Annotated in this window: 23 protein-coding genes and 1 tRNA gene; 21 read left to right on the forward strand and 3 right to left on the reverse strand. The window is 71.9% G+C overall.

Going from position 1 to position 26570, the window contains the following annotated elements; translation table 11 throughout:
* Positions 1 to 70: 70 nt before the first annotated feature.
* Entirely contained in the window at positions 71 to 985 is a 915-nt protein-coding gene (locus AB0I71_RS03050; protein WP_357581550.1) for a cyclase family protein, read from the reverse strand.
* A 294-nt stretch (positions 986 to 1279) separates the two neighbouring features.
* On the opposite strand from AB0I71_RS03050, the gene mfd reads away from it, so the two are divergent.
* The 4 genes from mfd to AB0I71_RS03070 all read left to right on the forward strand — a co-directional run bounded on the left by mfd (position 1280) and on the right by AB0I71_RS03070 (position 8468).
* Positions 1280 to 4930 (forward strand): transcription-repair coupling factor, encoded by a 3651-nt coding sequence (gene mfd / locus AB0I71_RS03055; RefSeq protein ID WP_357581551.1) that lies wholly within the window; start codon positions 1280 to 1282, stop codon positions 4928 to 4930.
* Between the two features lie 22 nt (positions 4931 to 4952).
* Positions 4953 to 5720, forward strand: a complete 768-nt coding sequence (locus AB0I71_RS03060) for a hypothetical protein (protein WP_357581552.1) — start codon at positions 4953 to 4955, stop codon at positions 5718 to 5720.
* Positions 5721 to 5722: 2 nt separating this feature from the next.
* A complete protein-coding gene (locus tag AB0I71_RS03065) occupies positions 5723 to 6730 on the forward strand; it encodes a nucleoside triphosphate pyrophosphohydrolase (protein ID WP_357581553.1) in 1008 nt (335 codons plus the stop codon).
* Between the two features lie 118 nt (positions 6731 to 6848).
* Positions 6849 to 8468, forward strand: a complete 1620-nt coding sequence (locus AB0I71_RS03070; protein ID WP_357581554.1) for a DUF885 domain-containing protein — start codon at positions 6849 to 6851, stop codon at positions 8466 to 8468.
* A gap of 15 nt (positions 8469 to 8483) precedes the next feature.
* On the opposite strand, the gene AB0I71_RS03075 is transcribed toward AB0I71_RS03070, so the two are convergent.
* Complete coding sequence (locus AB0I71_RS03075) at positions 8484 to 9176, reverse strand: hypothetical protein (protein WP_357581555.1); 693 nt, start codon at positions 9174 to 9176, stop codon at positions 8484 to 8486.
* A gap of 221 nt (positions 9177 to 9397) precedes the next feature.
* On the opposite strand from AB0I71_RS03075, the gene eno reads away from it, so the two are divergent.
* The 13 genes from eno to AB0I71_RS03140 all read left to right on the forward strand — a co-directional run bounded on the left by eno (position 9398) and on the right by AB0I71_RS03140 (position 21045).
* Positions 9398 to 10681 (forward strand): phosphopyruvate hydratase, encoded by a 1284-nt coding sequence (gene eno, locus AB0I71_RS03080; RefSeq protein ID WP_093406354.1) that lies wholly within the window; start codon positions 9398 to 9400, stop codon positions 10679 to 10681.
* 29 nt (positions 10682 to 10710) lie between these two features.
* Complete coding sequence (locus AB0I71_RS03085) at positions 10711 to 11331, forward strand: septum formation initiator family protein (protein ID WP_357581556.1); 621 nt, start codon at positions 10711 to 10713, stop codon at positions 11329 to 11331.
* A 21-nt stretch (positions 11332 to 11352) separates the two neighbouring features.
* A complete protein-coding gene (locus AB0I71_RS03090) occupies positions 11353 to 11910 on the forward strand; it encodes a DUF501 domain-containing protein (RefSeq protein ID WP_357581557.1) in 558 nt (185 codons plus the stop codon).
* Complete coding sequence (locus tag AB0I71_RS03095; protein ID WP_357581558.1) at positions 11907 to 12419, forward strand: amino-acid N-acetyltransferase; 513 nt, start codon at positions 11907 to 11909, stop codon at positions 12417 to 12419. The genes AB0I71_RS03090 and AB0I71_RS03095 overlap by 4 nt, the downstream gene beginning before the upstream one ends.
* A gap of 372 nt (positions 12420 to 12791) precedes the next feature.
* Positions 12792 to 13736, forward strand: coding sequence for a Ppx/GppA phosphatase family protein (locus tag AB0I71_RS03100; protein ID WP_357581623.1), 945 nt, complete (start codon positions 12792 to 12794; stop codon positions 13734 to 13736).
* 111 nt (positions 13737 to 13847) lie between these two features.
* Positions 13848 to 14534 carry a dienelactone hydrolase family protein gene (locus AB0I71_RS03105; RefSeq protein WP_357581559.1) on the forward strand — a complete coding sequence of 229 codons (687 nt, stop codon included), beginning with the start codon at positions 13848 to 13850 and terminating at the stop codon, positions 14532 to 14534.
* Positions 14527 to 15267 (forward strand): uracil-DNA glycosylase, encoded by a 741-nt coding sequence (locus AB0I71_RS03110; RefSeq protein ID WP_357581560.1) that lies wholly within the window; start codon positions 14527 to 14529, stop codon positions 15265 to 15267. The genes AB0I71_RS03105 and AB0I71_RS03110 overlap by 8 nt, the downstream gene beginning before the upstream one ends.
* 8 nt (positions 15268 to 15275) lie before the next feature.
* Positions 15276 to 16004: a DUF4129 domain-containing protein gene (locus tag AB0I71_RS03115; protein ID WP_357581561.1), complete on the forward strand. Its 729-nt coding sequence runs from the start codon at positions 15276 to 15278 to the stop codon at positions 16002 to 16004.
* A complete protein-coding gene (locus tag AB0I71_RS03120) occupies positions 16001 to 16588 on the forward strand; it encodes a hypothetical protein (protein ID WP_357581562.1) in 588 nt (195 codons plus the stop codon). Before AB0I71_RS03115 ends, AB0I71_RS03120 begins: the two co-directional genes overlap by 4 nt.
* On the forward strand, positions 16588 to 17595 hold the full coding sequence (locus tag AB0I71_RS03125) for a MoxR family ATPase (protein WP_357581563.1): 1008 nt from the start codon (positions 16588 to 16590) through the stop codon (positions 17593 to 17595). The genes AB0I71_RS03120 and AB0I71_RS03125 overlap by 1 nt, the downstream gene beginning before the upstream one ends.
* A gap of 6 nt (positions 17596 to 17601) precedes the next feature.
* A complete protein-coding gene (locus tag AB0I71_RS03130) occupies positions 17602 to 18993 on the forward strand; it encodes a DUF58 domain-containing protein (RefSeq protein WP_357581564.1) in 1392 nt (463 codons plus the stop codon).
* A gap of 8 nt (positions 18994 to 19001) precedes the next feature.
* Positions 19002 to 19565: a hypothetical protein gene (locus tag AB0I71_RS03135; protein WP_357581624.1), complete on the forward strand. Its 564-nt coding sequence runs from the start codon at positions 19002 to 19004 to the stop codon at positions 19563 to 19565.
* A 154-nt stretch (positions 19566 to 19719) separates the two neighbouring features.
* Positions 19720 to 21045, forward strand: coding sequence for an NAD(P)/FAD-dependent oxidoreductase (locus AB0I71_RS03140; protein ID WP_357581565.1), 1326 nt, complete (start codon positions 19720 to 19722; stop codon positions 21043 to 21045).
* 42 nt (positions 21046 to 21087) lie between these two features.
* On the opposite strand, the gene AB0I71_RS03145 is transcribed toward AB0I71_RS03140, so the two are convergent.
* Positions 21088 to 22944, reverse strand: coding sequence for a hypothetical protein (locus AB0I71_RS03145; RefSeq protein ID WP_357581566.1), 1857 nt, complete (start codon positions 22942 to 22944; stop codon positions 21088 to 21090).
* 101 nt (positions 22945 to 23045) lie between these two features.
* Between AB0I71_RS03145 and AB0I71_RS03150 the strand changes: the two genes are divergently transcribed.
* The 4 genes from AB0I71_RS03150 (at position 23046) to AB0I71_RS03165 (ending at position 26567) form a co-directional block, all read left to right on the forward strand.
* A tRNA-Leu gene (locus AB0I71_RS03150) sits at positions 23046 to 23126 on the forward strand.
* 346 nt (positions 23127 to 23472) lie between these two features.
* Positions 23473 to 24162 carry a choice-of-anchor M domain-containing protein gene (locus AB0I71_RS03155; protein WP_357581567.1) on the forward strand — a complete coding sequence of 230 codons (690 nt, stop codon included), beginning with the start codon at positions 23473 to 23475 and terminating at the stop codon, positions 24160 to 24162.
* Positions 24163 to 24232: 70 nt separating this feature from the next.
* Positions 24233 to 24844 carry a choice-of-anchor M domain-containing protein gene (locus AB0I71_RS03160; RefSeq protein WP_357581625.1) on the forward strand — a complete coding sequence of 204 codons (612 nt, stop codon included), beginning with the start codon at positions 24233 to 24235 and terminating at the stop codon, positions 24842 to 24844.
* 145 nt (positions 24845 to 24989) lie between these two features.
* On the forward strand, positions 24990 to 26567 hold the full coding sequence (locus AB0I71_RS03165; RefSeq protein WP_357581568.1) for an anchored repeat ABC transporter, substrate-binding protein: 1578 nt from the start codon (positions 24990 to 24992) through the stop codon (positions 26565 to 26567).
* The last annotated feature ends 3 nt before the right edge of the window (positions 26568 to 26570 follow it).

Raw genomic sequence — 26570 nt, forward strand, 5'->3', positions numbered from 1 at the left:
CGTGCGGGATGTTGCGGTGTCCGCCCGCAGCGGAAGCCGCGACATCCCGCATCTGGAGTCGGCCTGTCCGTCAGTCGATGACGGCGAAGGCACGGACGGGGAAGGTGCCCATGCCGGCCACCCTCGGCGGGGCGGCGGTGAACCGGAAACCGTCCGGCGGGAGGGCGGCCAGCCCGGTCAGGTGCTCCACGATCGGGATGCCGGCGGCCAGCAGAGTGCTGTGCGCGGGCCGCTCACCGCCGGCTGCCGGACCCATGTCGTCGATGTTGATCGAGTCGATGCCGACCAGGGCGGCACCCGCGTCCACAAGCGCCTGCGCCCCGTCGCCGGTCAGGTGGGGTGCCTCCGGGGCGCCGTACCCGTCGGTGCCGAAGTGCGCGTCCCAGCCGGTGTGCAGCAACACGGCCTTGCCGGTGACGTCGTACGGCGCCAGCAGCAGCCGGTCCACCGCGCGGGTGCCGGCGGGCAGCCGGACGACGAGGCCGGGCAGGTCGGCGAGACGGTCCAGCGGGAAGCCGGACAGGTCGGCACCGTCGGCGTACCGGTGGGCGGGGGTGTCCAGGTAGGTGCCGGTGTTGGCGATCATGTCGATCCGCGCCACGTGGAACTCGGTGCCCGGGGCGTAGTGCTTCCGGGAAGCCTCGCGGGTCAGCCACTCGGTGATCCGCGGCGCCGGCCAGCCGGGCAGGGTGGTCATCCCGTCGGTGACCAGGTGACTCAGCTCGATCAGCCGCCGACCGGTGGTGCCGTCTGCGGCATTCGGGACGGCGCGACCGCCCTTGTGCGGCTCCTCGATGATCGTCTTGTTGGTGATCCGTACCTCGGACACCATCAGCAGGCCGAGATGTCGGACGAACAAGGCCGCCAGGTCGGCGTCGTCGATCCGGTCGCCGGGTATGTCCAGCCGGAACCCCTCGGTGGTCAGGCCGCCGCCGTTGGCGAAGGCGACGTCGGCGTCGAACTGCGCACGAAATTCCCCGTTCATTCGGGCAGCCGACCACAGCCGGGCACGGGCGTCAATCTCGTTCGGTGCGCCGGCCGGGGGCCACCACCCGGTTTCCCCCGACACGGGGCCGGTGCCGGTGAACCGTCTGTGCGGTCAGCCCGACAGGGCACGGCAACCAGCATCCTGGCGTCGGCCGCCCGCCGTGCTCGCCTGGGCGGCGGTGGCCGTGGGCGGCGGTGATTCGTCGGTCCGGAGAGATAGTGTCAATCGGTAACGACCCCCCGTCCGGTCCGGACGCGGGGTGATCGTCGTGTCCCCATCTCGGAAGTGATCATGACTGCGCTCACCGGACTGTTCGCCGCCGCCCTGGCCGACCCGGGCCTGGCCCGCGTCCGTGACCTGGCGCGCTCCGGTGCGGCCCAGGTCGACGGGCTCGACCTGACCGCCCCGCCGGCGCTGCGCCCGTTCGCGGTCGCCGCAGTCGCGGCGGATCCCGGCAACGGCCACCCGACAACCGGCGGAGCGGGGCGGCCGGTGCTGGCGGTCACCGCCACCAGCCGCGAGGCCGAGGACCTCGTCGCCGCGCTGGGCAGCCTGCTGCCGCCCGAGCAGGTGGCGATCTTCCCGAGCTGGGAGACGCTGCCACACGAGCGGCTCTCCCCCCGCTCCGACACGGTCGGTCGGCGGCTGGCCGTGCTGCGTCGACTCGCGCATCCGGACTCGGCTGACGCGCACGGGCGCACCGGCCCGCTGCGGGTGGTGGTAGCCCCCGTCCGCTCGGTGCTGCAACCGCAGCTCAAGGGGCTCGGCGACCTTGAGCCGGTGCGACTCGCCGCCGGTGACGAGGCCGACCTGGAGCAGGTGGCCCGCCGGCTGACCGACATGGCTTACGCCCGCGTCGACCTGGTCACCAAGCGGGGCGAGTTCGCCGTGCGCGGCGGCATCCTCGACGTCTTCCCGCCCACCGACGAGCACCCGTCCCGGGTCGAGTTCTGGGGCGACGAGGTGGAGGAGATCCGCACCTTCGCCGTCGCCGACCAGCGCACCATCGAGCAGATCGCCCAGCTCTGGGCACCGCCCTGCCGGGAACTGCTGCTCACCCCCGACATCCGGGAGCGGGCCGCCACGCTCGCGCAGCAGCACCCGGAGCTGGCCGAGATCCTCGACAAGCTGGCCGGTGGCATCCCGGTGGAGGGGATGGAGTCCCTGGCACCGGCGCTGATCGGCAACGACTCGATGGAGCTGCTGCTGGACTGCATGCCGGCCGGCACCCACGTACTGCTCTGCGATCCGGAGCGGATCCGCACCCGGGCGCACGACCTGGTCCGTACCTCGGAGGAGTTTCTCCAGGCCAGCTGGGCCGCGGCCGCCGTCGGTGGCCAGGCCCCGGTCGACCTGGGCGCGGCCGCCTTCCACACCCTGGCCGACGTACGCGCGCACGCCGCGACCCTGCGCCAGCCCTGGTGGACGCTGTCTCCGTTCGGCCTCGCCGAGCCCGGCACCGCCCCGACCCGGCAGCCGTGGGAGGACGAGCCGGAGGCGGTCGACGTCACTCCCGACGACGCCATCGCGGTGGCCCTGACCGCCCAGCCCGCCCCGCTCTACCACGGCGAGACCGCCCGGGTGGTCGACGACCTGAAGCGGTGGGCCGGCGAGGGCTTCTCGATCGCGCTTGTCTTCGAGGGGCACGGTCCCGCCCAGCGGGCCGTCGAGGTGCTCCGCGACGGCGGTCTCGGTGCCCGGATGACCGAGGAGGTGCCCGCCGCGCCCGCCCCGGGTGAGCTGCTTGTCACCTGCGGCAGCCTGACCGGTGGCTTCGTCGACGAGGCGGCCCGGTTCGTGCTGCTCACCGGCAGCGACGTGACAGGTGGGCGGGGCGTGTCGACCCGCGACATGCGGAAGATGCCGAGCCGGCGGCGCAACACCATCGACCCGCTCGAGCTGCGCGCCGGTGACCATGTGGTGCACGAGCAGCACGGCATCGGCCGGTACGTCGAGCTGGTGCAGCGCACCGTCAACGGCGCCTCCCGGGAATATCTCGTCATCGAGTACGCCCCGAGCAAGCGTGGTCAGCCCGGTGACCGGCTCTTCGTCCCCACCGACCAGCTCGACCAACTCTCCCGCTACGTCGGCGGTGAGCAACCGACCCTGCACAAGATGGGCGGCTCGGACTGGCAGAAGTCCAAGGCCCGGGCCCGCAAGGCGGTCAAGGAGATCGCCGCCCAGCTGATCCAGCTCTACGCCGCCCGCAAGGCGTCGAAGGGGCACAACTTCGGGCCGGACACCCCGTGGCAGCGGGAGTTGGAGGACGCCTTCCCCTGGCAGGAGACGCCCGACCAGCTCGCCGCCATCGAAGAGGTCAAGCGGGACATGGAGCAGAGCGTCCCGATGGACCGGCTGATCTGTGGCGACGTCGGCTACGGCAAGACCGAGATCGCGGTACGCGCGGCGTTCAAGGCGGTGCAGGACGGCAAGCAGGTAGCGGTGCTGGTGCCGACCACGCTGCTGGTGCAGCAGCACTACAACACCTTCGCCGAGCGGATGAGTCAGTTCCCGGTGGCCATCCGGCAGCTGTCCCGCTTCCAGACGCCGAAGGAGGCCGAGCAGACCCTCGCCATGGTCGGTGACGGCACCGCGGACATCGTCATCGGCACCCACCGGCTGCTGGCGTCGGCCACCCGGTTCAAGTCGCTCGGGCTGGTCATCGTCGACGAGGAGCAGCGCTTCGGCGTCGAACACAAGGAGCATCTCAAGTCGATGCGGGCCGCGGTCGACGTGCTGAGCATGTCGGCCACCCCGATCCCGCGCACCCTGGAGATGGCGATCACCGGCATCCGGGAGATGTCGACGATCGCCACCCCGCCGGAGGAGCGGCACCCGGTGCTCACCGCGGTCGGGGCGCAGGACGACCGGCAGGTGGCCGCCGCGATCCACCGTGAGCTGCTCCGCGACGGCCAGGTCTTCTACCTGCACAACCGGGTCGAGTCGATCGAGCGGACCGCCCGCCGGTTGCGGGAACTGATACCCGAGGCGCGGGTGGCGGTGGCGCACGGGCAGATGGGTGAGGACGCCCTGGAGAAGGTGATGGTCGGCTTCTGGGAGAAGGAGTACGACGTCCTGGTCTGCACCACGATCGTGGAGTCCGGCATCGACATCCCGAACGCCAACACGCTTATCGTGGAGCGGGCCGACCTGCTCGGCCTGGCCCAGCTGCACCAGATCCGGGGCCGGGTCGGTCGGGGCCGGGAGCGGGCGTACGCGTACTTCCTCTATCCGGGGGACAAGCCGCTCACCGAGCACGCCCACGAACGGCTGGCCACCATCGCCCAGCACACCGAGCTTGGCGCCGGCATGTACGTCGCGATGAAGGACCTGGAGATCCGGGGCGCCGGCAACCTGCTCGGCGGTGAGCAGTCCGGGCACATCGAGGGCGTCGGGTTCGACCTGTACGTGCGGATGGTCGGCGAGGCGGTGCAGGCGTTCAAGGGCGAGCGCCCCGAGGAGGAGGCCGACATCAAGATCGATCTCCCGGTGGACGCACACCTGCCGCACGACTACGTGGCGGTGGAGCGGCTGCGTCTGGAGATGTACCGCAAGCTGGCGGAGGCGCGCGACGAGGAGCGGCTGCGCGAGGTGGCCGCCGAGATGACCGACAGGTACGGCGAGCCGCCCGCGCCGGTGCAGAACCTGATCGCGGTGGCCCGGTTCCGCCTGCTGGCCCGCCAGTACGGCCTGACCGACGTCAGCATGCAGGGCAAACACCTCCGCTTCGGGCCGCTGCCGCTGCCCGATTCCAAGCAGCTGCGGCTCAAGCGCTACCACCCCGACTCGGTCTACAAGGCGGCCCTCGACCAGGTGAGCGTGCCCCGACCGACCACCCGTCGGGTCGGTGGTGAGCCGCTGCGCGACCAGGCACTGCTGGAGTGGTGCGCGCAGTTGCTCTCCGACGTGCTCGGCGTACCCGCCGGTGTCACAGGTGGGTAGGGGGCATGAGAGAGTGACGGGCATGCGTGCTCGCCGTCTTGTCGCCGTCGCCAGCGTGGCGGTCGGCCTCATCGCCCTCGCCGGTTGCCGTTCCGAGCCTGGTGTCGCCGCCTACGTCGGTGACCACCGGATCACCGAGGACGCGGTCACCGAGGTCATCGAGGACGCTCAGGCGAAGAACCCGATCCCGACCGAGGCGGACGAGGTGCCGCCCGGGCAGGAGCCCCAGCTGCCCGGCCAGGAGCCCCAGTTGCCCGGGCGCAGCCAGGTGGTGAGCACCCTGGTGCTCAGCGAGGTCTGCGAGCGGATCTCCGCCGCCGAGGGCTACCGTTCGCAGAGTCAGGTCGACCCGGCGCAGGTGGCCCAGGGCCTCGGCCTGAGCCCGGAGACCGGGTACGTGCGGCAGGTCGCCGAGCTGTACACCTGCCTCTCCGGCATCCCGATCGGCGCTCCGGTGGCCCCCACCGAGCAGGAGCTGATCGACCTGGTCGCGGCCGGCAAGCGGGCCGGCGCGGTGCCGCCCGAGGTGACCGTCGAGCAGGCCGCCGCCCAGCTCGACGGCGAGCAGCTGCGCCAGGCCCTGGCCAACCGCGACTCGCTGCGTGAGGCCGTCGAGACGTACGACGTGACGGTCAACCCCCGGTACCGGCCGCTGGTGTTCCCGGTGCTGAGCTTCACCGGGCAGGCCATCGCGGTGGGCGTGCCGCTGGGCGAGCCGGCCTCCGACGCGGTGAACGACATCTCCACCCCGCGGCCGCGGCCCGAGCCGTCCGTACCGACCGACGGCTGAGCATGCCCCGGATCGTCCTGCTGGTGACCTCACCCCGGTTGCCGGCCGGCCTGCTGACGGCAGCCGCCTGGGATGTCGTACGCGCGGCTCCGGTGCTTGTCGCCGAGGAGAGTGAGCTGACCACGGCGCTGCGGTCGGCGGGCGCCGAGGTGCGCGTGCTCGACGGGCCGCCGGTGCCGGCGCTGCTGGACGCGGTGGCGGCGCAGGACACGGTGGTCTGGCTGGCCGGCCCGGCCGGGGACGAGTCGGTGGCCCGGGAGCTGGGGCTGCGCCTGGCCCGCGAGCCGGGGCTGGCCGAGCTGGAGCTGATGTACGGCTCGTGGGATCCACCGGGCGCGCGGTTGCTGGACGCGGTGGCGGTGCTCGACCGGCTGCTGTCGCCCGGCGGGGATCCGTGGAAGCGGGCGCAGACCCACCGGAGCCTGGCCGGGTTCCTGCTTGAGGAAAGCTACGAGGCGTACGACGCGATGAGCGCCGGGGACACCGACGCGCTGCGCGAGGAGTTGGGCGACGTGCTGCTCCAGGTGCTGCTGCACGCCCGGCTGGCCGAGGAGTTGCTCGAGGACGAACGCTGGACCATCGACGACGTGGCCGGTGGGCTGGTGGACAAGATGATCCGGCGCAACCCGCACGTATTCGCCGGTGCCGAGGCGGGCACCCTGGAGGAGATCACCGCCAACTGGGAGCGGATCAAGCGGGCGGAGAAGGCCCGTGGCTCGGTGCTCGACGGCATCGCCGTGAGCCAACCGGCGCTCGCCCTGGCGGCGAAGATCCTGGAGCGGGCCGCCCGGGCCGGCGTCACCGCGCCGCTGCCGTCACCGGAGGCGCAACCCGACCCCGAGACCGCCCTCGGCGCCCACCTGCTCGCGATCGTCGCCCAGGCCCGCACGGCTGACCTGGACCCCGAAGCCGCCCTCCGCCGCACCACCCTGGCCCACGCCCAAACCCTCCGCACCGCCGAGCCCCCCACCCCACCCCCCACCTCCCCACCCCCTACCTCGCCGCGTTGATCATGAGGTTGGCGGCGTCGAATCCGACATTTCGTGCCGCGAACCTCATGATCAACGCGGGTCGGGGGTGGGGTGAGCCGGGGCGGGGGTTTTGGGTGGGGGTGGTTAGGGTCGGGGGGTGGAGCGGTTTCAGGTGGTGGGGGAGCGGGTTGTCGAGGCGTTGCTGGGGAGTCGACCGGCACTCGCCGCCACGGCGGGGGACCATCGCGTTGACGACCGGTTGCCGGATTTCTCGGCCGACGCGGTCGCGGGGGACCGGGCGATGCTCGTCGATGCGGCGAGCGCGCTCGTCGAGATCGACCCCGACGCCCTCGACGTCGAGGAGCGCGTCGACCACGCCCTGCTCTCCGCCCTGGTCGACCGGGAACTGTTCGAGCTGACCGAGATCCGGGGGCACGAGTGGGATCCGCTCGCACACAACCCCGGTCCACTGCTGCACGCCCTGCTGTCCCGCCCGTACGCGCCGGTCGAGGAGCGGTTGACAGCCGTCGCCGGCCGGCTCACCGCCGTACCGGATGCGCTGGCCACCGCGCGCGCGACGCTGCGCGACACGCCCCGGGTCCACGCCGAGACGGCGGTCGGGCAGTTCACCGGTGTGGCGGCACTGATCCGCGACGAGGTGCCCGCGCTGCTCGCGCAGGTTCCCACCGCCGTCGACCGGATCGAGCCGGCCGCCACCGCCGCGCTGGCCGCGCTCGACGAGTTCGTCGCCTGGCTGCGCACCGGCCTGGCGGCCGACGCCGGGCCGGGCCGCGATCCCCGGCTGGGTCGGCGGCGCTGGGAGGCACGCCTGTGGCATGAGCTGGACACCGAGCTGGGTGCCGCTGAGATCCAACGCCGGGCCTGGGCGAACCTCGACCGGGTCACTGACGAGATCCGCGCGGCGGCGGTCGAGCTGGTCGGTGGTCCAGCCGACGACGAGACCGTACGCCGGGCACTGGACCTGCTCGCGGCCGAGCATCCCGACGACCACACGATCGTCGACCTGGCCTCGATCACGTTGGACGAGGCGAGCGACTTCGTCCGGGCGCACGACCTGGTGAGCGTGCCGGAGGATCCGTGCGTCATCCAGGTCATGCCGCAGTTCGCCCGGGGCGTGGCAGTGGCCTACTGCGATGCGCCCGGCGGTCTGGAGACAGCGCCGGTGCCGACGTTCTACTGCATCGCGCCGACGCCTGTGGACTGGCCGGCTGGCCGGGTGGAATCGTTCTACCGCGAGTACAACGACCACATGATCCGTAACCTCACCGTGCACGAGGCGATGCCCGGTCACTTCCTCCAGCTCGCCCACGCCCGGCGCTACGCCGGCTCCACCCGGGTACGGGCGCTGGTCCGGTCCGGCCCCTTCGTCGAGGGTTGGGCGGTGTACGCCGAGGAGTTGATGGTCGGCCGCGACTTCGGCGGTCTGCCGGTGCGGTTGCAGCAGCTCAAGATGCAGCTACGGATGACACTCAACGCGTTGCTCGATCAGCTGACGCACGCCGAGGAACTGCCCGAGGCCGAGGCGATGGCGCTGCTGACCGGACGCGGCTTCCAGGAGGAGGGCGAGGCGGCGGGCAAGTGGCGCCGCGCGCTGCTGACCTCGGCGCAGCTGTCGACGTATTTCGTCGGCTACAGCGAGATGGCCGAGATCGCCGCCGCCCGCCCGGCCGACGTACCGCTGCGCGACTGGCACGACGAGATGCTCGCCCACGGCAGCCCGCCGCCGCGCCACCTCCGCACCCTGCTGGACCTGTAGTGACGTCGGAGTGGATCAGGGGCCGGCGGTCCGCCGGTCCACCACGTCGGCCCCGGCCGGCAGGTCGAAGGCGCCGCCGTCGACCTGTCCGCGGTAGCGGCTCAGCGCCAACTCGACCGGCTGCCCGTCGAGCTGTCCGGTGAAGCTGCCCAGCGCGCCCTCCCCGGTCACGCAGGCGGTGAAGCTCTCCGCGTTCTGGCGTACGTCGACGCAGGTGGCGTGGTGGCCGACGACCGTGCTGCTGCGTTCGGTGATGACCGCGTCCGGATCCAGCGCCGCGGAGGTCAGCCGGCCCATCACCATCGGGGGCGTGACCAGCCCCTGCAGCTCGGCCTCGGCGAAGACCACGACCGAGGGCTTGCTGTTCGGGGCGGGCGGTGCCTCCACGGTGCAGACGGTCCGGTCGCCGTCGGTGTCGCACCTGGTGGTCGCCTCGTCGGTGACTGTCAGCTTGCCGCCGGGCCAGGTGTAGCTGGACCGGGCCGGGTCCTGCGACTGGACGAACGAGGCGCTCTGCCCGCCGGCCATCTGGTACTCCGCCGAATAGGTCAGCTCCAACGCCCGGTCCATCCGGGCGGCGAGGTCGTTGACGATGTCGGCTCGACCCATGGCCCGCCCGGCATCGTCCAGAGCCTGACAGCCGGTGACGGTGAGCAACGCGATGACCGACACAGCGAGCGTACGGAGAGTGGTCGAGGCGGCGGGCATGGCGACCAGCCTTGTCGATCGGGTCCCGCTCGTGCAAACCGGTTGCCGGTTGAGGTACGAGAATCCGGGAATGTCCGACCCGTCGGGAACCCCAGCGGTGCCGTTGACCCGCCCGGTCGCCGTGCCGACGGGCGGGGACCGATACGCTGCGTTCAACACCTGCCTCTGCCGCACCGTCGCGGCCGATACCGGACGAGACCACACGAACGAGGAGCAACTCAGTGGCAACCATCGAGGTAATCGAGGCTCGGGAGATCCTGGACTCGCGGGGCAACCCGACGGTCGAGGTCGAGGTCGGGCTCGACGACGGCACGATCTCCCGGGCGGCGGTGCCCTCCGGCGCCTCGACCGGCGCCTTCGAGGCGATCGAGCTGCGCGACGGTGACAAGGGCCGCTACCTGGGCAAGGGAGTGGAGAAGGCGGTCGCCAACATCGAGGACCGGATCGTCGACCAGCTCATCGGCTACGAGGCCAGCGAGCAGCGGGCGATCGACCAGAAGATGCTCGACATCGACGGCACCGACAACAAGGCCGAGCTGGGCGCCAACGCGATCCTCGGGGTCTCCCTGGCGGTGGCCAAGGCCGCGGCCGGCAGCGCCGACCTGAGCCTCTTCCGCTACCTGGGCGGGCCGAACGCCCACCTGCTGCCGGTGCCGATGATGAACATCCTCAACGGTGGGGCGCACGCCGACAGCAACGTCGACATCCAGGAGTTCATGATCGCGCCGATCGGGGCGCCCAGCTTCCGCGAGGCGCTGCGCTCCGGTGCCGAGGTCTACCACGCGCTCAAGTCGGTACTGAAGAAGAAGGACCTGTCCACCGGGCTCGGCGACGAGGGTGGCTTCGCGCCGAACCTGCCGACGAACGCCGCCGCGCTGGACCTGATCGCGGAGGCGGTGGAGAAGGCCGGCTACCGGCTCGGCACCGACATCGTCTTCGCCCTGGACGTGGCCGCCACCGAGTTCTTCGCCGACGGCAGCTACACCTTCGAGGGCGCGGCCAAGAGCGCCGCGGAGATGAGCGAGTACTACACCAAGCTGGCCGACGCGTACCCGATCGTCTCGATCGAGGACCCGCTGGCCGAGGACGACTGGACCGGCTGGCAGACGCTCACCGCAGCGATCGGCGACCGGGTCCAGATCGTCGGTGACGACCTGTTCGTCACCAACCCGCAGCGCATCGCCCGGGGCATCGCCGAGAAGGCGGCAAACGCGGTGCTGGTCAAGGTCAACCAGATCGGCTCGCTCACCGAGACGCTGGACGCGGTGGACCTGGCCCACCGGGCCGGCTTCAAGTGCATGATGAGCCACCGTTCCGGCGAGACCGAGGACACCACCATCGCCGACCTGGCGGTGGCCACCGGTTGCGGGCAGATCAAGACCGGTGCTCCGGCCCGGTCGGACCGGGTCGCGAAGTACAACCAGCTCCTGCGCATCGAGGAGGAGCTGGCCGACGCGGCGCGGTACGCCGGGGCGGGCGCCTTCCCGCGCTACCGTTCCGCCTGACGGATGCCGGACCTCGGGGGAGGGGTGTGATGCAGCAGCGCCGCACGCCGGGTGGTCAGCGTCCGGTCCGCCGGCCCGCGCGCGCCGGCCGGCCCGGCACGGCCCGTGACGGCGGTGTCCGCGCCGAGTCGCGGTCCGCCGCCGGCCGGGCGCCGTCGGCCAACCGCGGCGCCGAGGGCGTACGCTCCGCCAAGCGCCCCGCCGCCGCCCGGCGCACGGCGGCCGGCGGCGCGGTGACGCGGCTGTCCGCACCCCGTTCCCGAGGTCTCACCGGCCGGGCCACAGTGCTGTTCGCGGTGTTGATCGCGCTCGCCCTCGCCTACACCTATCCGGTCCGGGTCTACCTCGACCAGCAGGCGGACATCGAGCGGATGGAAGCCTCGCAGGCCGCCCAGCGGAAGCTGATCGCCGAGCTGACCACCGAGGCGGAGAAGTGGCAGGATGACGCGTACATCGAGGCCAAGGCGCGGGAGCGGTTCTTCATGAAGCGGCCGGGCGAGAAGATGGTGATCCTGCTCGACGATCCCGCCGGTGCCGCCCGGGAAACCGGCGGGGGTGGCGACCCGGCGGATCCGACCGCGCCGGATCCCTGGTACGACACCCTGTGGTCGAGCGTGCGGGCGGCCGACGCTCACCAGACCGACGAGTAAGCACCGACGAGAGATGGCATCGTGACTGTCGTACCACCGCAGGAGCCGGCGGCGGCTTCCGTACCGCCGCCGAAGCGGGAGCCGGCCACGGAGGCCGACCTTGCCGCGGTGGCCGCGCAGCTCGGACGCCCGCCCCGGGGGACCCGGGCGGTGGCCCACCGCTGCCCGTGTGGCCTGCCGGACGTGGTGGAGACGACCCCCCGGCTGGCCGACGGCACGCCCTTCCCGACGCTGTTCTACCTGACCTGTCCCCGGGCGACAGCGGTGTGCAGCCGGCTGGAGTCGGCAGGTCTGATGAAGGAGATGGCGGAGCGGCTGGCCGCCGACCCGGAGCTGGCCGCCCGGTACCGCGCGGCGCACGAGGACTACCTGACCCGCCGGGACGCCATCGCCGAGGTGCCCGAGATCGCCGGCATCTCGGCCGGCGGAATGCCGGGCCGGGTGAAGTGCCTGCACGTCCATCTCGGCCATGCGCTCGCGGCCGGGCCGGGGGTGAACCCGTTCGGCGACGAGACGCTCGACCTGGTCGAGCCCTGGTGGGTGGCCGGACGTTGTGTCGACGTGCCGGAGGCCGGGTGAGCGACGGCGGCGTCGTGGTCCGGCGGGCCCGGACCGCCGATGTGCGGGCGATCCGACGACTGGTCGACACCTACACCGATGATCGCCGACTGCTCAGCAAGGCCACGGTGACGCTGTACGAGGATGTGCAGGAGTTCCGGGTCGCCAGCCGGGTCTCCGACGGTGCGGTGGTGGGCTGCGGCGCGCTGCACGTGATGTGGGAGGACCTGGCCGAGATCCGCACGGTGGCGGTCGATCCCAGTTGCCGGGGCCAGCAGATCGGGCACCGGATCGTCGCGGAGCTGATCGACGCGGCGCGGGACCTGGGAGTGGCCCGCATCTTCGTGCTCACCTTCGAGACCCGGTTCTTCGGTTCGTTCGGCTTCACCGAGATCGACGGCGCCCCGGTGCCGCACCCGGTCTACGAGCAGCTGCTGCGCTCGTACGACGAGGGTGTCGCCGAGTTCCTTGACCTGGAGCGGGTCAAGCCGAACACCCTGGGCAACACCCGCATGCTGCTGCGCCTCTGACCGCGCCGTACCCGCCCACGCTCACCCGCTCAGGCCTCACCCGCCCACGCCCTGCCCACTGACGCCCTCACTCGCTGTGGTCGCCCCCCGCCGGGTCCACTCTCCACCCCGCCGCCTTTGCTCTGCTTACCTATACGCACAAGCTTACTCTCGGTGATTGCTGGATCGGAGCGGACTGATCGGAAGCGCGGACAACCCCTGCTCATTGCGGTTGTGCGTATAGGTAAGCAGAGCAAAGGATGGAAGGGGCAAGGTGGGTGGCTCGACTGCTCGACTTCGGAGAGTTACCCGGGGCTTGGCTACCGTCCGTGAGTGTGGTGGCCGGATGGGTGGGGCGAGGGTGGCGGTAGGGTTTCCGTCGTGACGACGCGCGTGGCGGCCATCGACTGTGGCACCAACTCGATCCGGTTGCTGGTGGCCGACCTGCCGGACCCGTCGGCCGGGCCGGACGCACCACTTGTGGACCGGAGCCGGCGGATGGAGATCGTCCGGCTCGGCCAGGGGGTGGACGCCACCGGTCGGCTCGCTCCGGAGGCGATCGAGCGGACCCGGGTCGCCCTAGCCGGCTACGCCGAAGAGATCGGGAAGCTGGGTGCCGAGCGGGTGCGGATGTGCGCCACGTCGGCCAGTCGGGACGCGGAGAACGCGGCCGAGTTCCGCGCCATGGTGGAGCGGACGCTCGGCGTCGCGCCCGAGGTGGTCAGCGGTGACGAGGAGGCGCGGCTGTCGTTCACCGGGGCGGTGCGCGGCCTGCCCGCCGACGCGCCGTCGCCGTACCTGGTGCTGGACATCGGTGGCGGCTCGACCGAGTTCGTCGTGGGCACCCGGGACGGTGGTGTCGACGCCGCGATCTCCATGGACATCGGCTGCGTGCGGATGACCGAGCGGCACCTGCACGGAGACCCGCCCGGCCTGGACGAGATCGCCGCCGCCCAGGCCGACATCGCGGTCGCGGTGGACCGCGCGCTGACGGCCGTGCCGGGGCGGCAGGCGGCCACGCTTGTCGGGCTCGCCGGTTCGGTCACCACAGTGGTCGCGATCGCTCAGGGCCTCACCGGGTACGACCCGGACCGCATCCACCACGCCCGGGTGTCGTACGACCGGGTGGCGGAGGTGACCGCCGACCTGCTGACCATGACGCGTGAGCAGCGGTTGGCGATCCCCGTGATGCATCCCGGTCGCGCGGACGTGATCGGTGCCGGCGCGTTGGTGCTCCGCGTGGCCATGGAACGGGCGGGCATGACCGACGTGATCGCCTCCGAGCACGACATCCTCGACGGCATCGCCTGGAGCCTGGCAAACGCGAACGGGAGGTGAATGCCACTGTTCCGGCATCTTCCCGGCGGTGGTCACCGCGTGGCAGGCTACCGGCACGTAGGACCACTGGGCGACCAGCCAACGATGACTGACCGCTAGGAGGACGGGCCGATGGGCGAGATGGTGACCTACCGTGGCGATGGCGGTACGGGTGAGGGATATCTCGCGATACCCGCCACCGGCGCGGCAAGCCCGGCAGTGATCGTGATTCAGGACTGGTGGGGCCTCGTGCCGCACATCAGGTCGGTGGTGGACCGCTTCGCTGAGGCGGGTTTCGTCGCCCTCGCTCCGGACTTCCGGCACGGCGAGCCGGCCGGGAAGCCGAGCGAGCCCCGGCGGCTGCTCAACGGGCCGCAGATGGACGAGACGGCGCGGGAGATCGCCGCCGCCGCCGATTATCTCGCCGGCCGCACCGAGGTCACCGGCAAGGTGGGCTGCGCCGGCTTCTGCGCCGGGGCCAGTCTGGCGCTGTGGGCGGCGAACTTCTCCGAGCGGATCGTCGCCACCGCCGCCTTCTACCCCCGGTTGCCCTGGGAGGGCATGCGTACCGAGTGGGGCGACTACGCCGGCAAGGACGCGCTTGTGCACTGCTCGGAGGCGGACGGCACCTCCGCGGACCCGGGTGTGCAGGCGGTACGTCGGGCCATCGAGAACTCCGGTGGCAGCTGCCAGCTGCACGACTATCCGGGCACCGCGCACGCCTTCTTCAACGAGGACCGGCCGGAGAAGTTCGACCAGCGGGCGGCCACCAGCGCCTGGGCGCGCACCCTGGAACTCTTCCGGGCCAAGCTTGGCTGAGTCGCGTACCCCCGCCGAGGTCGTCGCCCGCGCCGCGCGGGCGGCGGATCTGGCCGATCTGGACGCGGGCGTCGCCGACTGCTTCGCCTGCCCCCGGCTTGTCGAGTGGCGGGAGGAGGTCGCCCGTACCAAGCGGGCGGCCTTCCGCGATCAGGAGTACTGGGGACGGCCGGTGCCCGGTTACGGCGATCCGGCGGCCCGGATCGGCATCCTCGGTCTGGCCCCCGCCGCGCACGGCGGCAACCGGACCGGTCGGATCTTCACCGGCGACCGGTCCGGTGACGTGCTCTTCGCCGCCCTGCACCGGGCCGGCCTGGCCAATCAGCCGACAAGCGTGTCCGCCGCCGACGGCCTGACGCTGCGCGACACGAGAATTTTCGCCGCCGTACGCTGCGCCCCACCGGACAACAAGCCCACCCCGGGCGAGCGGGACACCTGTGCGCCCTGGCTGCGCCGGGAGATCGAGCTGATCCGGCCGACGCTGCGGGTGGTGGTGGCGCTGGGGGCCTTCGCCTGGGCCGCGTGGTGGCCGGCGTTGCGCGCCGGGTACGGCGTCCGTCCGCCCAGCCCGCGACCGTCGTTCGGGCATGGGGCACACTGGTCCGGCACGGCCGTACCGGAACTGCTCGGTTGCTACCACGTCAGCCAGCAGAACACCTTCACCGGTCGGCTGACACCAGAGATGCTTGACGATGTGTTCGCCCGGGCGAAACTGCTGGCCGGGGTGGACTGAGGTGACCGATGGATGTGCTTCGCAGGTGGTGGCCGGTGACGGCGATCGTTGCCCTGCTCGCCGCCGTCACCCTGGCCACCGCGCATTCGTCGATCGGTGCGAGCCGGATACCGCCCGCCGTCAAGGACGCGCCCTTCGTGCTGGAGTACCCGAGCGGGGAGCCGCGTCCGTCGATCCCGGCCGAGCCCCGCGAGGCCGCCGAGGAGACCCGTACCCGGATTCCGTCCTGGCTCGGCACGGTGGCGGTGGCGGTGCTCGGGCTGGCGCTGCTGGCCGCCCTCAGTTATCTGATCTGGACCGTGGCGCGGGGGGTGGCGCGTCGGGTCACCCGGGCGCTGCCCGCCCGGCCGACCCGACGCAGCGCCGAGGGCACCGCCGCCGAGGTGGTGGCGGCCGTCGACGCGGGCCTGGTCGACCTGGACGACCGGGCCACCGACCCACGAACCGCGGTGATCGCCTGCTGGGTACGCCTCGAAGAGGCCGCGGCCGCCGCCGGGGTGCCCCGACTGACCGGCGACACCCCCACCGACCTGGTCACCCGGCTGCTCCGCGGTGACCCGTCCACAGGCGTGCCGGCGATCGTGAGCGCCGACGTGCTGGCCGAGTTCGCGGACGTCTACCGCGAGGCCCGGTACGCCACCCGACCGGTGGGCGAACGGACCCGGGACCAGGCCCGGGCGGCGCTGCGCCGGCTGCGTGGCGAACTCACCGCAGTGGTCGAGCCGGAGACGCCGTGAGCAGCACAAGCATCGACGACCTGCTCAGCTTCTCCGAGGAGCGGACGGTCCAGTCCGAGCCGCGTCGGGGTGGGCGGCTGCGTACCGTCGCCGGCGTGCTCGGTGTCACCGCAGCCGTGACAGTCGTCGCCGTCGCCGGGCTGCGCGCGGTCGGGCTGCGGGTCTCGCTGCTGGTGCTCGTCGCCGCCGTGGTCGCGCTGCTTGTGGTACGCCGGATCGTCGCCGCGCTCGCCCCACCACCGAAGTCCAGCCAGGGCGGATCGTCGTCGCGGGGCGGCGAGGAACCGGGCACCTACAACTGGGACGCCCGGGACGCGTTGCGTGTCGCGATCAACGGCTGGGCGGTCCCGTTGGAGTGGTCCAAGACGCGTCCGGAACGGTTCACCACAGTGATCCTGCCCCGGCTGGCCGAGCTGGCGGACGAACGGCTGCGCCTGAGACACGGCGTCACCCGGGAGTCGGATCCGGCCCGTGCCCGGGCCCTGCTGGGCGACCACCTGTCGACGTTCCTGGAAACGCCACCCCGCCGCACCCCCTCGCCGCGCGACCTCGCGGCGATCGTCGCCGAACTGGAGAAGATCTGATGAACGACGTCGGCCGCACGATGCCCCCCACCGAGGTAGGTCGCCTCGCGCGGGCGGTGCTGGACGCGGTGGGCCAGGTCGTGGTCGGCAAGCGGGACGCCCTGGAACTGGTTCTCGCCGGCATCCTCGCCGGTGGGCACGTGCTGTTGGAGGACCTGCCGGGGTTGGGCAAGACGCTCACCGCGCGGTCCTTCGCCCAGGCGCTGGGGCTGGACTTCCGGCGTCTCCAGTTCACCCCCGACCTGCTGCCCGCCGACGTCACCGGTTCCTTTCTCTACGACCAGCGCAGCGGCGACTTCACCTTCCGGGCCGGGCCGGTCTTCACCAACCTGCTGCTCGCCGACGAGATCAACCGGACCCCGCCGAAGACCCAGTCGGCCCTGCTGGAGGCGATGCAGGAGAAGCAGGTCTCGGTGGAGGGTGTGACGTACCGGCTGGATGAGCCGTTCCACGTGCTCGCCACCGCCAACCCGATCGAGTACGAGGGCACCTATCCGTTGCCGGAGGCGCAGCTGGACCGGTTCCTGCTGCGGGTGTCGTTCGGCTACCCGACGCAGGACGAGGAGTGGGAGGTGCTGCGTCGGCGGATGGCGCGCCGCCGGGAGGAGGCCGACATCAAGCCGGTGGTCGACGCCGGCACGCTGCGCGCCATGCAGGCGGCGTTGGAGGACGTCGTGGTGGAGGACTCAGTGGGCCGGTACATCGTGGCGCTGACCGCGGCCACCCGGGAGCACCCGTCGGTGCTGGTCGGCGCCTCGCCCCGCGGTTCGCTGGCGCTGCTGCTGCTGTCCCGGGTGCGGGCGGTGCTCTCCGGGCGGGACTACGTGATTCCCGAGGATGTCAAGGACGTCGCGGCCCCGGCGCTGGCGCACCGGATCACGCTACGGCCGGAGATGTGGCTGCGTCGGGTCGATCCGTCCTTCGTGGTCGGTGAGGTCCTCGACGGTACCCCCGCGCCGGCCAGTGGCGCGCTGCCGAGCTACGCAGCCGGCCGGCAGGGGGACTGACCCGGCGTGAGCGAGCGGGGCGAGCGAACGGCACCTCCCAACTGGACGCCCACCTGGGCGTTCGGCCGGGCGGTGCTGCTCACCGGCCTGCTCCTGGTCGCCGCGGTGCTGCTGGGGCGGGTGGACCTGATCGTGCTGGCCGTCCCGTTCGCGCTCGGAACCGCGTACGCGTTGCGACGCCGGCCCGTCGAGCTGCCCCAGGTGTGGATCAGCGCCGCCGAGGATCACCTGGTGGAAGGCGGTGAGCTGGCCGGGACGGTCACCGTCGGCAACCCGGGTGCGGTGCCCTACGACGTGGCGGTGCTGCGTACCCGGGTTTCGCCGTGGCTGCGGGTCGAACGCGCGGGACTCGCCGGCAGCGCCGTCGTCGGGTCCGGTCGCTCCACCGGTGCCGGTCAACCGACGGTGGCGGACCGGCCGTTCGTCACGTCGGTCGCCCCGGACACCGCCGTCGACCTGGAGCTGGCCGGCACCGCGCTGCGTTGGGGCCGGCATCCGCTGGGCCCGGCGGGCGCCCGGGTCGCCGCCGCGCAGGGTCTGCTGGTCTCGCGCGCGGTGATCGTCGAACCGGTCCGATCCAAGGTGTACCCGAAGACCGAGCCGTTCGAGGCGGTCGAGGTGATGCCCCGGGCCGCCGGCCTGGTCGGGGCGCACCACTCGCGTCGCCCCGGTGAGGGCGGCGAACTGGCCGGGGTGCGGGTCTTCGCCCCCGGTGACCGGTTGCGCCGGATCGACTGGCGGGTGTCGCTACGGGCCCGGCAACTGCACGTGGCGGCCACCCTCTCGGACCGGGACGCCGAGGTGGTCGTGCTGCTCGACGTGCTGGCCGAGGCGGGTCGCTCCGGTGGGGTCACCGGTACGGCGTCGGTGTTGGACACCACGGTCCGGGCGGCGGCCGCCATCGCCGAGCACTACCTGCACCGGGGTGACCGGGTGGCGCTGCTGGAGTACGGCCCGAGTGCCCGGCGGCTGCGCCCGGCGACCGGACGTCGGCAGTACCTGACCGTGCTGGAGTGGCTGCTGGACGTCAAGGCACAGGCCTCCCCGCACGAGCCGTACGACCAGGTGTTCGGGCCTCACCTGCTCTCCGCGGACGCGCTTGTGGTGGTGCTCACCCCGCTGCTTGAGGAGCGGTCGGCGCAGATGCTGGCCCGGTTGGCCCGTTCGGGACGCTTCGTGGTGGCCGTCGACACGCTTCCGGCGGATCTGTCACCACCGAAGGATCGGGGCTGGGTCGAGGTGGCGTACCGGCTGTGGCGGCTGGATCGGGACACGATGATCGCGCAGTTGCGCGAGCACGGGGTGCCGGTGGTGCCGTGGGCCGGTGCCGGCAGCCTCGACCAGGTGCTGCGCGACGTGGCGAGGCTGGCCACCGCCCCCCGGGTGGGTGGCCGGTGAGCGTGATGATGGGGTCGGTCGTCGGGCGGGTCCGGGCGTTGCGAATGGTCGCGGCGCGGATCTCCCTGGCTCCGGTACTGGTCCGGGTGGGGATCTTCCTCAGCGCCCTGGTGGGGCTGCTGCTGGCGTACCCCGCCGAGGTCGTGGTCGGGGAGGCACTGGGCCCGCTGGTGGTGGTCGCGGTGTTGCCGGCCCTGATGCCGCGCCGGCTCTGGCCGACCTTCGCCGCCCTGGTCACGGTCGGCGGGTGGTTGCTCGCCACCGACGGGTACGGCCGACCGATCGCGTTGTGGCGGCTGATGGCGGTGGCGGTGGCGCTGTACCTGACCCACACGCTCTGCGCGCTCGTGGCGGTGTTGCCGTACGACGCCGTGGTGGACCCGGACGTGATAGTGCGTTGGCTCACCCGTGCCGCCGGGGTGTTGCTCGCCACGTCGGTGCTCGGCGTGCTGCTGCTCGAACTGTCGGGTGCCCGGGCCGGTGGCGGCGGCTGGCAGGCGGTCACGCTGGCCGGTCTGCTGCTCGCCGTCGGGGTCACCGCGTTGCTGGCCGGGCTGCTGCGACGCAGGTGACGCAGGGGCGGTGGGGGCTCCTGGGAGGCTTGGTACCGCCGGGTAGAAGGTGCTTGCCGGGGCCGGCGTTACCGGCGTCACAGCGGGCTTGTGCTCGGTCACAGAAGGGGGCCGCGCGCGGGATTACCGCTGTCGGTGGGGGAAAGATGGTGGCGTGAATCCGAAGCGGATCCTTGTGGTGGGCGCCGGGCACGTCGGTCTCTACGCGGCGCTGCGCCTGTCGAAGAAGCTGAGTTCCCGTGAGGCTGAGGTCATCGTCGTCGACCCCCAGCCGCACATGACGTACCAGCCGTTCCTGCCCGAGGCTTCGGCGGGAAACATCTCGCCACGGCACTCCGTGGTACCGCTGCGCCGGGAGTTGCGTCGGTGCACGGTGGTGGCCGGTGCGGTCACCCGGATCGACCACGCGAGCCGGACCGCCACGGTGCAGCCGATCATCGGCCCGCCCCGCGAGATCACCTACGACCACGTGGTGGTCGCCCCCGGCTCGGTCTCCCGGACCCTGCCGATCCCCGGCCTGCACGAGCACGGCATCGGCTTCAAGACCATCGGTGAGGCCATCTATCTGCGTAACCACGTGCTCGAACAGCTCGACGTGGCCGCTGCCACCACCGATCCGGAGGTGCGCCGTCGGGCGCTGACCTTCGTCTTCGTCGGCGGCGGGTACGCCGGCATCGAGGCGCTGGCCGAGATGGAGGACATGGCCCGCCACGCGCTGAAGTACTACCCGGAGCTGAACACGTCGGACATGCGGTGGGTGCTTGTCGAGGCCACCCAGCGGGTGCTGCCGGAGGTCGACCGGGACATGGGCGCCTACACGGTGCAGCAGTTGCTGAAGCGGGACATGGACATCCGCCTCGACACCCGGCTGGAGTCCTGCGTCGACGGGGTGGTCAAGCTCTCCGACGGGGACAGCTTCAGCGCGGACACCATCGTCTGGACCGCCGGGGTGAAGCCGTCACCGATGCTGGACGCGACCGACTTCCCCCGCGAGGAGCGGCGCCGGGTCACCTGCCTGCCGACGTTGCAGGTGGTCGACGGCGACCGCGTGGTCGAGGGCGCCTGGAGCGCCGGCGACTGTGCCGCCGTACCGGACCTGACCAAGCCGCCGGGCAACTACTGCTCGCCGAGCGCCCAGCACGCGGTTCGCCAGGCCCAGCGGATGGCGGACAACATCGTCGCCGTGATCCGGGGCCGGGCGCCGGTCCCCTACAAGCACAAGCACGCCGGCAGCGTGGCCAGCCTCGGCCTGCACAAGGGTGTGGCCCAGGTCTACGGCATCAAGATGACCGGCTGGCCGGCGTGGTTCATGCACCGGACGTACCACATGAGCCGGATCCCGTCGCTTAACCGGAAGGTCCGGGTGGTGGTCGACTGGACGCTGGCGTTCGTTCTCAAGCGTGAGGTGGTCGCCCTCGGCCAGCTGCACGACCCGCGCGAGGAGTTCGCCGAGGCGTCCCAACCGCCGTCGAAGGTGTGAGTGAACGGGAGCCCCCTTCTCCGGCAGAGGGCTCCCGCGTCCTCAGACCCGCCAGTACCAGGCGTCGCTGATCCGGGTCGACGACCCGTAGAGCGCCTCCAACGTCAGGCGCAGACTGTCGGCGTGCGGGGTGCCGGTCGCCAGCACCACGCACGAGGCACCCCAGTGCTCGACGTCCGCAGCCGCCCGGCGACGCTGTTCGTCCCCGACGACCGGCCGGAGGCCGCTGCGGGCCACGTCGGCCAGGAGCGCGGAGGTGGGTCGCGGGGCCACCCCCATCGCCGCGCTGCCGCCCCGGCCGTGCGGGCCGATGAAGAAGCCCTCCGGCATGCTGAACTCGGCGTCGGCGGCGGTCGCCCACCGCATCGGCCAGGGCTCCTTGGGCGTGGCCAGTGGCACCGGCACCAGGACGCCGCCCGGCTCGACACAGGTCCGCCAGTGGCCGGCGGTGACGAACTCCGGAACCGGCGGTCGTTGCGCGGTGGGCAGTGGCGCCGGGACCAGCGGCACCATCGCCACGGCGACCGCGGCCAGGGTCAGCCGGCGGGTGCGGCCCCTGGCGCGTAGCGCCCGGTCGACCGCCAGCACCAGGAGCGTCGCCACCAGCGGCGGTACGGCCAGGGCGAACCGCATCGGCAGTGCGCCGTCGACCACCGGCAGGCCGCCGAGCAGTGCGTACGGCCCGGGCAGGCCGGTGCTGTCGCCGTCGAAAACCACCTCGGGGCCGAGCGAGAGTGCACCCATCACCAGGATGCCGGCGGTGCAGGCCAGCACCAGCGGACGGCGTCCCAGCCAGCTGGCGCAGCCGACGGTCACCACCAGCAGCGGCCAGCCCAGGAAGGTGTTGTACTCGGCCGCGCCGGTGCTCAGTCGGGCGGACCTGTCGTCTCCGACCAGGGAGAGCGGTGAGATCGCCCACCAGCTGCGCAGGTCGGCCGAGAAGTAGTGGGGACTGAACATGCCGTCGGCGACGCCGAGGGGCCCGGCGAACTGGAACCACAGCGGGCGGGCTAGCACCAGCAGGGCCGTCCCGGTGGCGAGGGCCATCGCGCCGACGAAGGCGGGCAGCGCGCGGCGGGCCAGATCGCGGTCCACGACGACCATCGTCATCGCCATCACCAGCAGGGTGAGCGCGGCGAGGAACAGCACCTCCTCCCCGATGAACACCTGGGCGGAGACGGCGGCGGCGAGCCCGATCGCGGAGGTGATCAGCCGACGCCGGTCCGGAGCGCCGCTCGGCACGCCGGCAGCCGGCCCGGACCGGGTGGCGGGATCGGCGGCCCGCAGCAGGCGTACCACCAGCCAGACGATTACCGGTAGCAGCCACTGGGCCGTCATGTGCAGGTGGCTGTTGCTCTGGGACACCATCCCGGGGGCGAAGCCGCACAGCGCGCCACCCAGCGTCGCGGCGGCCCGGTGGGCCCGCAGCGTACGGCTGAAGAGGAGGTACCAGGCGATCGCCGTGCCGGCGAGGTTCACCGTCATCAGCAGGGCGAAGGTCACCGGAGCACCGAACAGCAGGGTGACCGGGGCGAACAGCACACCGAGGGCGATGACCGACGTGTTGGCCATCAGGTTGACCCCGTCGGGAGCGTTGAGCAGGTCGGTGGACAGGCCGAAGTCGCCAAGCAGCGCCCGTGCGTCGACGGCCAGAAACCACTCGTAGAGCACCTGGTCCTCGGGGTTGAGCGCGAGTACCAGCCCGCCGGGGTCGGCCCAGAGCCGGTGGGTGAGCGTGCCGGCGAACGCCGCGAGGAAGAGCCCGGCCAGCAGGTCGCTCCGGTGCCGGGCGGCGGCCCGGGCCAACCGGCTGAGCCACTGTCGGCCCACCCGGGCGATGGAGTGATCCGCCTGCGTTGCCACGTCGTCGATGGCGGCGATGGGTGCGCGGCTGCTCACGGCCTCGACCCTAGTGGCGGTGCTCGCCGGGGGACGCCGCAGTGGCGACGAACCCGCTACCGTGGCACTGCACCGTGCGTGCCGGCACGTCGGTGTCACCCGCCCGGGTGGTGGAACGGCAGACACGGCCGCCTTAAAAGCGGCTGCCGCAAGGCGTGCGGGTTCGACCCCCGCCCCGGGCACCTCGAAGCCTCCCCGCCAAGGTCATCGGCGGCCACGCCGCCGCACCTTCCCGGGCCGTGCCGGACCGTCGCTCCTTCCCAGCCGTGCCGGACCGCCGACTCTCTCCAGGCCGTGCCGGGCGGCTTTGCCGGTTCGTGCCGGGTCGTCGACCTTCCCGTGCCGGGCAGCCGACCTTTCCGGGCCGCGCCGGGCCACCTCCTGAGCTCAGCTCGCCCGGGCGAGCCCGACGAGACGCGGCCTGAGCCCGTGGTCCCTCGTTCCTGGCCCCCCTGTCGCAGCTAAATGAAAATGAGTATCATTACTGGCCGGTGGTCCAATGGGGACCGCCGGGAAGGAGTCCGTTTCATGCTGACCGCAATCCGCGGGCGAGCCACGGGCGCGCTGGTGACCGGAGCCGCGATGATCGCGGCCCTCGTCGGCTCGGCGGCGCCGGCTCAGGCCCACGGCGTCCCGGCGCCGCCGGTCGTCCTATCGGCCGGCCACGTCGATGTGATCGAGGTGGAGTACGAGGACGGCGAGCTGGAGCTGGGTGTGCACGACGACACCGTCGAGCCCGGTGTGCACCGCCATCACTCCGAGGTCGTCTTCGTGGTCAAGTCGCAGGCAAAGACCACGGTGCCGAGCGGATCCGCCTTCGGCTTCCTCGGCGCCGCCGGGTCGCCGGTCTGGATCCTGCCCCAGGTCGAGAACGAGGACCTGCTCTTCGCCGGGATCGCCACCGAGGAACTTGAGGAGGGCGTCTTCGACGGCGACTCGGTCGACCTGACCGTGCAGCAGTTGGTCAGCGCCCCCGGTGGCGCCCACGTGGCGATCTACACCGAGGACCTCTTCGGCCAGCCGACCGTCCTGGCGAACAGCCGAAACGGGCTCCCGGACGTCGTCGACCTGCCGGTCGGCGATCACCTGCACGCCAACTGGGCATTCAGCAAGCCGGGCGTCTACCTGCTGAAGGTGAAGGCCGGCGGCACCCTGGCCGGCACCTCGACGGTCGTCGAGTCCGAGTCGGTCCAGCTTCGATTCGTCGTCCTGCCCTGACGTGGCGCGGGAAGGGGAGAACGGGATGAACAGGGCCTCTGCCCACCGTTGGCTGGCCGGCGCCGCCTCCATGCTGCTGGCCGGAGCGCTGGCGCTCGTGGTGGCCGACCCGGCGCGGGCCGCCGTGGTCGAGCTGACCAGCGGCCATGTCGATGTCATCGACGTCAATCACGTGGCCGGCGGGCCGATCGTGGTCAGTGTCCGTGACGACACCGGCTCGACCCCGGTCGAGCGGGATCCGTCGACAGTGGTCTTCAAGGTGCCGTCCGCCGCGCACACGGCGGTGCCGTCCGGGTCGGCCTGGTCGTTCCTCGGCAGCGGCGGTTACGCGTACGTCCTGCCGCAGACCAACACCTCCGGTCTGCTCTGGGCCGGCTGGAACACCACCGACGTCGCCAGCGGTGCCCTGCAACTCAACCGGGTGACGTTCGCGCTGACCGGGGTGCAGGGCCCTGGCGGGTTCAGTGTCTTCACCGCCTCGGGTGGCACTCCCACTGTGCTGTTCGACAGCGGTAACGGGCTGCCGGACAGTCTCAACGTGAACCGCAACGTGCATGCCCATCTCAACTGGGGCTTCGACGTCGCCGGCACGTACGTGGCGACGTTCACGGTCAGCGGCGTGCGGGCGTCAAACGGGCAGTCGGTGAGCACCACCAAGCAGTTCACCTTCCAGGTCGGCTGATTGTGCGTGCCGCCCCCCGCCTCCGGGATCACCGAGGCGGGGTGCGGCACGCCGGAGGACGATGGCCGCCGTCTGTCCGAATGTGATAACCGTTCCCATTTTCATGATAGGTTGCTGCCGGTTGGCCGGTGGAGGGTGGTGAGCAGTGCGGGGTGTGCGTTGGCTGGTGCTGCCGGTCCTGTTGGTCGTCGGGCTCAGTGGCTGCGTCGACGCCGAGGTGCTGAGCGACCGCGACGAGCGTCTCCAGGTCGTCACGACCACCGGGATCCTGCGCGACCTGGTGCGTAACGTCGGCGGCGACCGGGTGGCGGTCGGCTCCCTGGTGCCCGACGGCGCCGACCCGCACGCGTACGAGCCGTCGCTGCGCGACGTGCGCAACGTCGTCTACGCCGACGTGGCCTTCAGCAACTATCTGCTCCTTGAGGAGCAGGCCGTCATCAAGGCGCTCGACGCCAACCTGCGGACCGGGGTACCGAACGTCTCGCTCGCCGAGGGCGCCGTCAAGTACGCCGCGGAGATCATTCCGCTGGTCGAGGACATGGCTCTGGACACCATCTGGCTCGGCATGCGGGTCCGTGGCAGCGGAGCGTCCCACGGTGCCAACCGCGCCTCCGACGTGCTGCTGCGCGCCACGAACGTCACCGGGCCCGGGGTGCTGGCGGCCTATCTCACCGGGTCGTTCGGAAACCCGACCGTCTATCTGAACTCCGCCGACGGTTTCGACCCGGCTACCGGTTACCGCGACGACACCGCCACCCTGCCACCCGACGCACACACCCACATGAGCTGGGCGTTCACCGAGCCTGGCGTCTACCGGTTGACCCTGTCGGCGCAACTCGCCGTCACCCCCGAGGCGCGACCCGTCCCGCTCGGCGAGCAGACCTTCACCTTCGCGGTGGGCGTCGATCCGCACGGCGTGCCGGGCATGGCCGACGCGGCCGTACTGCGCGGCGGGCACGCCGACGTCACAGTCGACCTGGACGCCGTCGCACGCGGCAAGCCCGCCCTCTACCTGCTCGCCGACCCGCACGGCGGCGGCGACGCGCACCAGCGGGTCCACGACCCGATCCACACGGTCGTCGAGGTGCCGAACAAGGCGCTCGCCGAGGTTCCGGCCGACCGGGACTTCCGCTTCCTCGGCCGGCCCGGCACCCGGATCCACCAGTTGCCCCAGGCGGTGCTCGGGAAGCACGTGCACGGCGAGATCGACCCGCACCTGTGGCAGAACGTCCGCAACGCCATCTCCTACGTGGAGCTGATCCGGGACACCCTGACCGCGGCCGACCCGACCGGGGCGGTGGAATACCGACGTAACGCGACGGCCTACATCGCCGAGCTGGAGGCGCTCGATCGCGAGGTGCGGGACACGATCGCCCAGATTTCGCCGGCCCGCCGACACCTGATCACCACCCACGATGCCTTCGGCTACCTCGGTGCGGCCTACGACGTGCAGATCTCGGGCTTCGTGACGCCGCACCCGGCCGCCGAGCCGAGCCTGGCCGACCGGCGCCGGCTGACCGAGACGATTCGCAACCTGCGGGTGCCGGCGGTGTTCCTGGAGCCCGGCCTGCGGTCGCGTTCGTCGACGTTGACCGAGGTGGCCGACGCGCTCGACGTGCGGGTCTGCGACATCTACGGGGACGCCTTCGACGACCGGGTGACCAACTACGTCCAGATGATGCGGTTCAACGCCCGGTCGCTGCGGGACTGCCTGGCGAGATGAGGA

The organism is Micromonospora sp. NPDC049891, from assembly GCF_040660295.1.
Taxonomy (GTDB): domain Bacteria; phylum Actinomycetota; class Actinomycetes; order Mycobacteriales; family Micromonosporaceae; genus Micromonospora.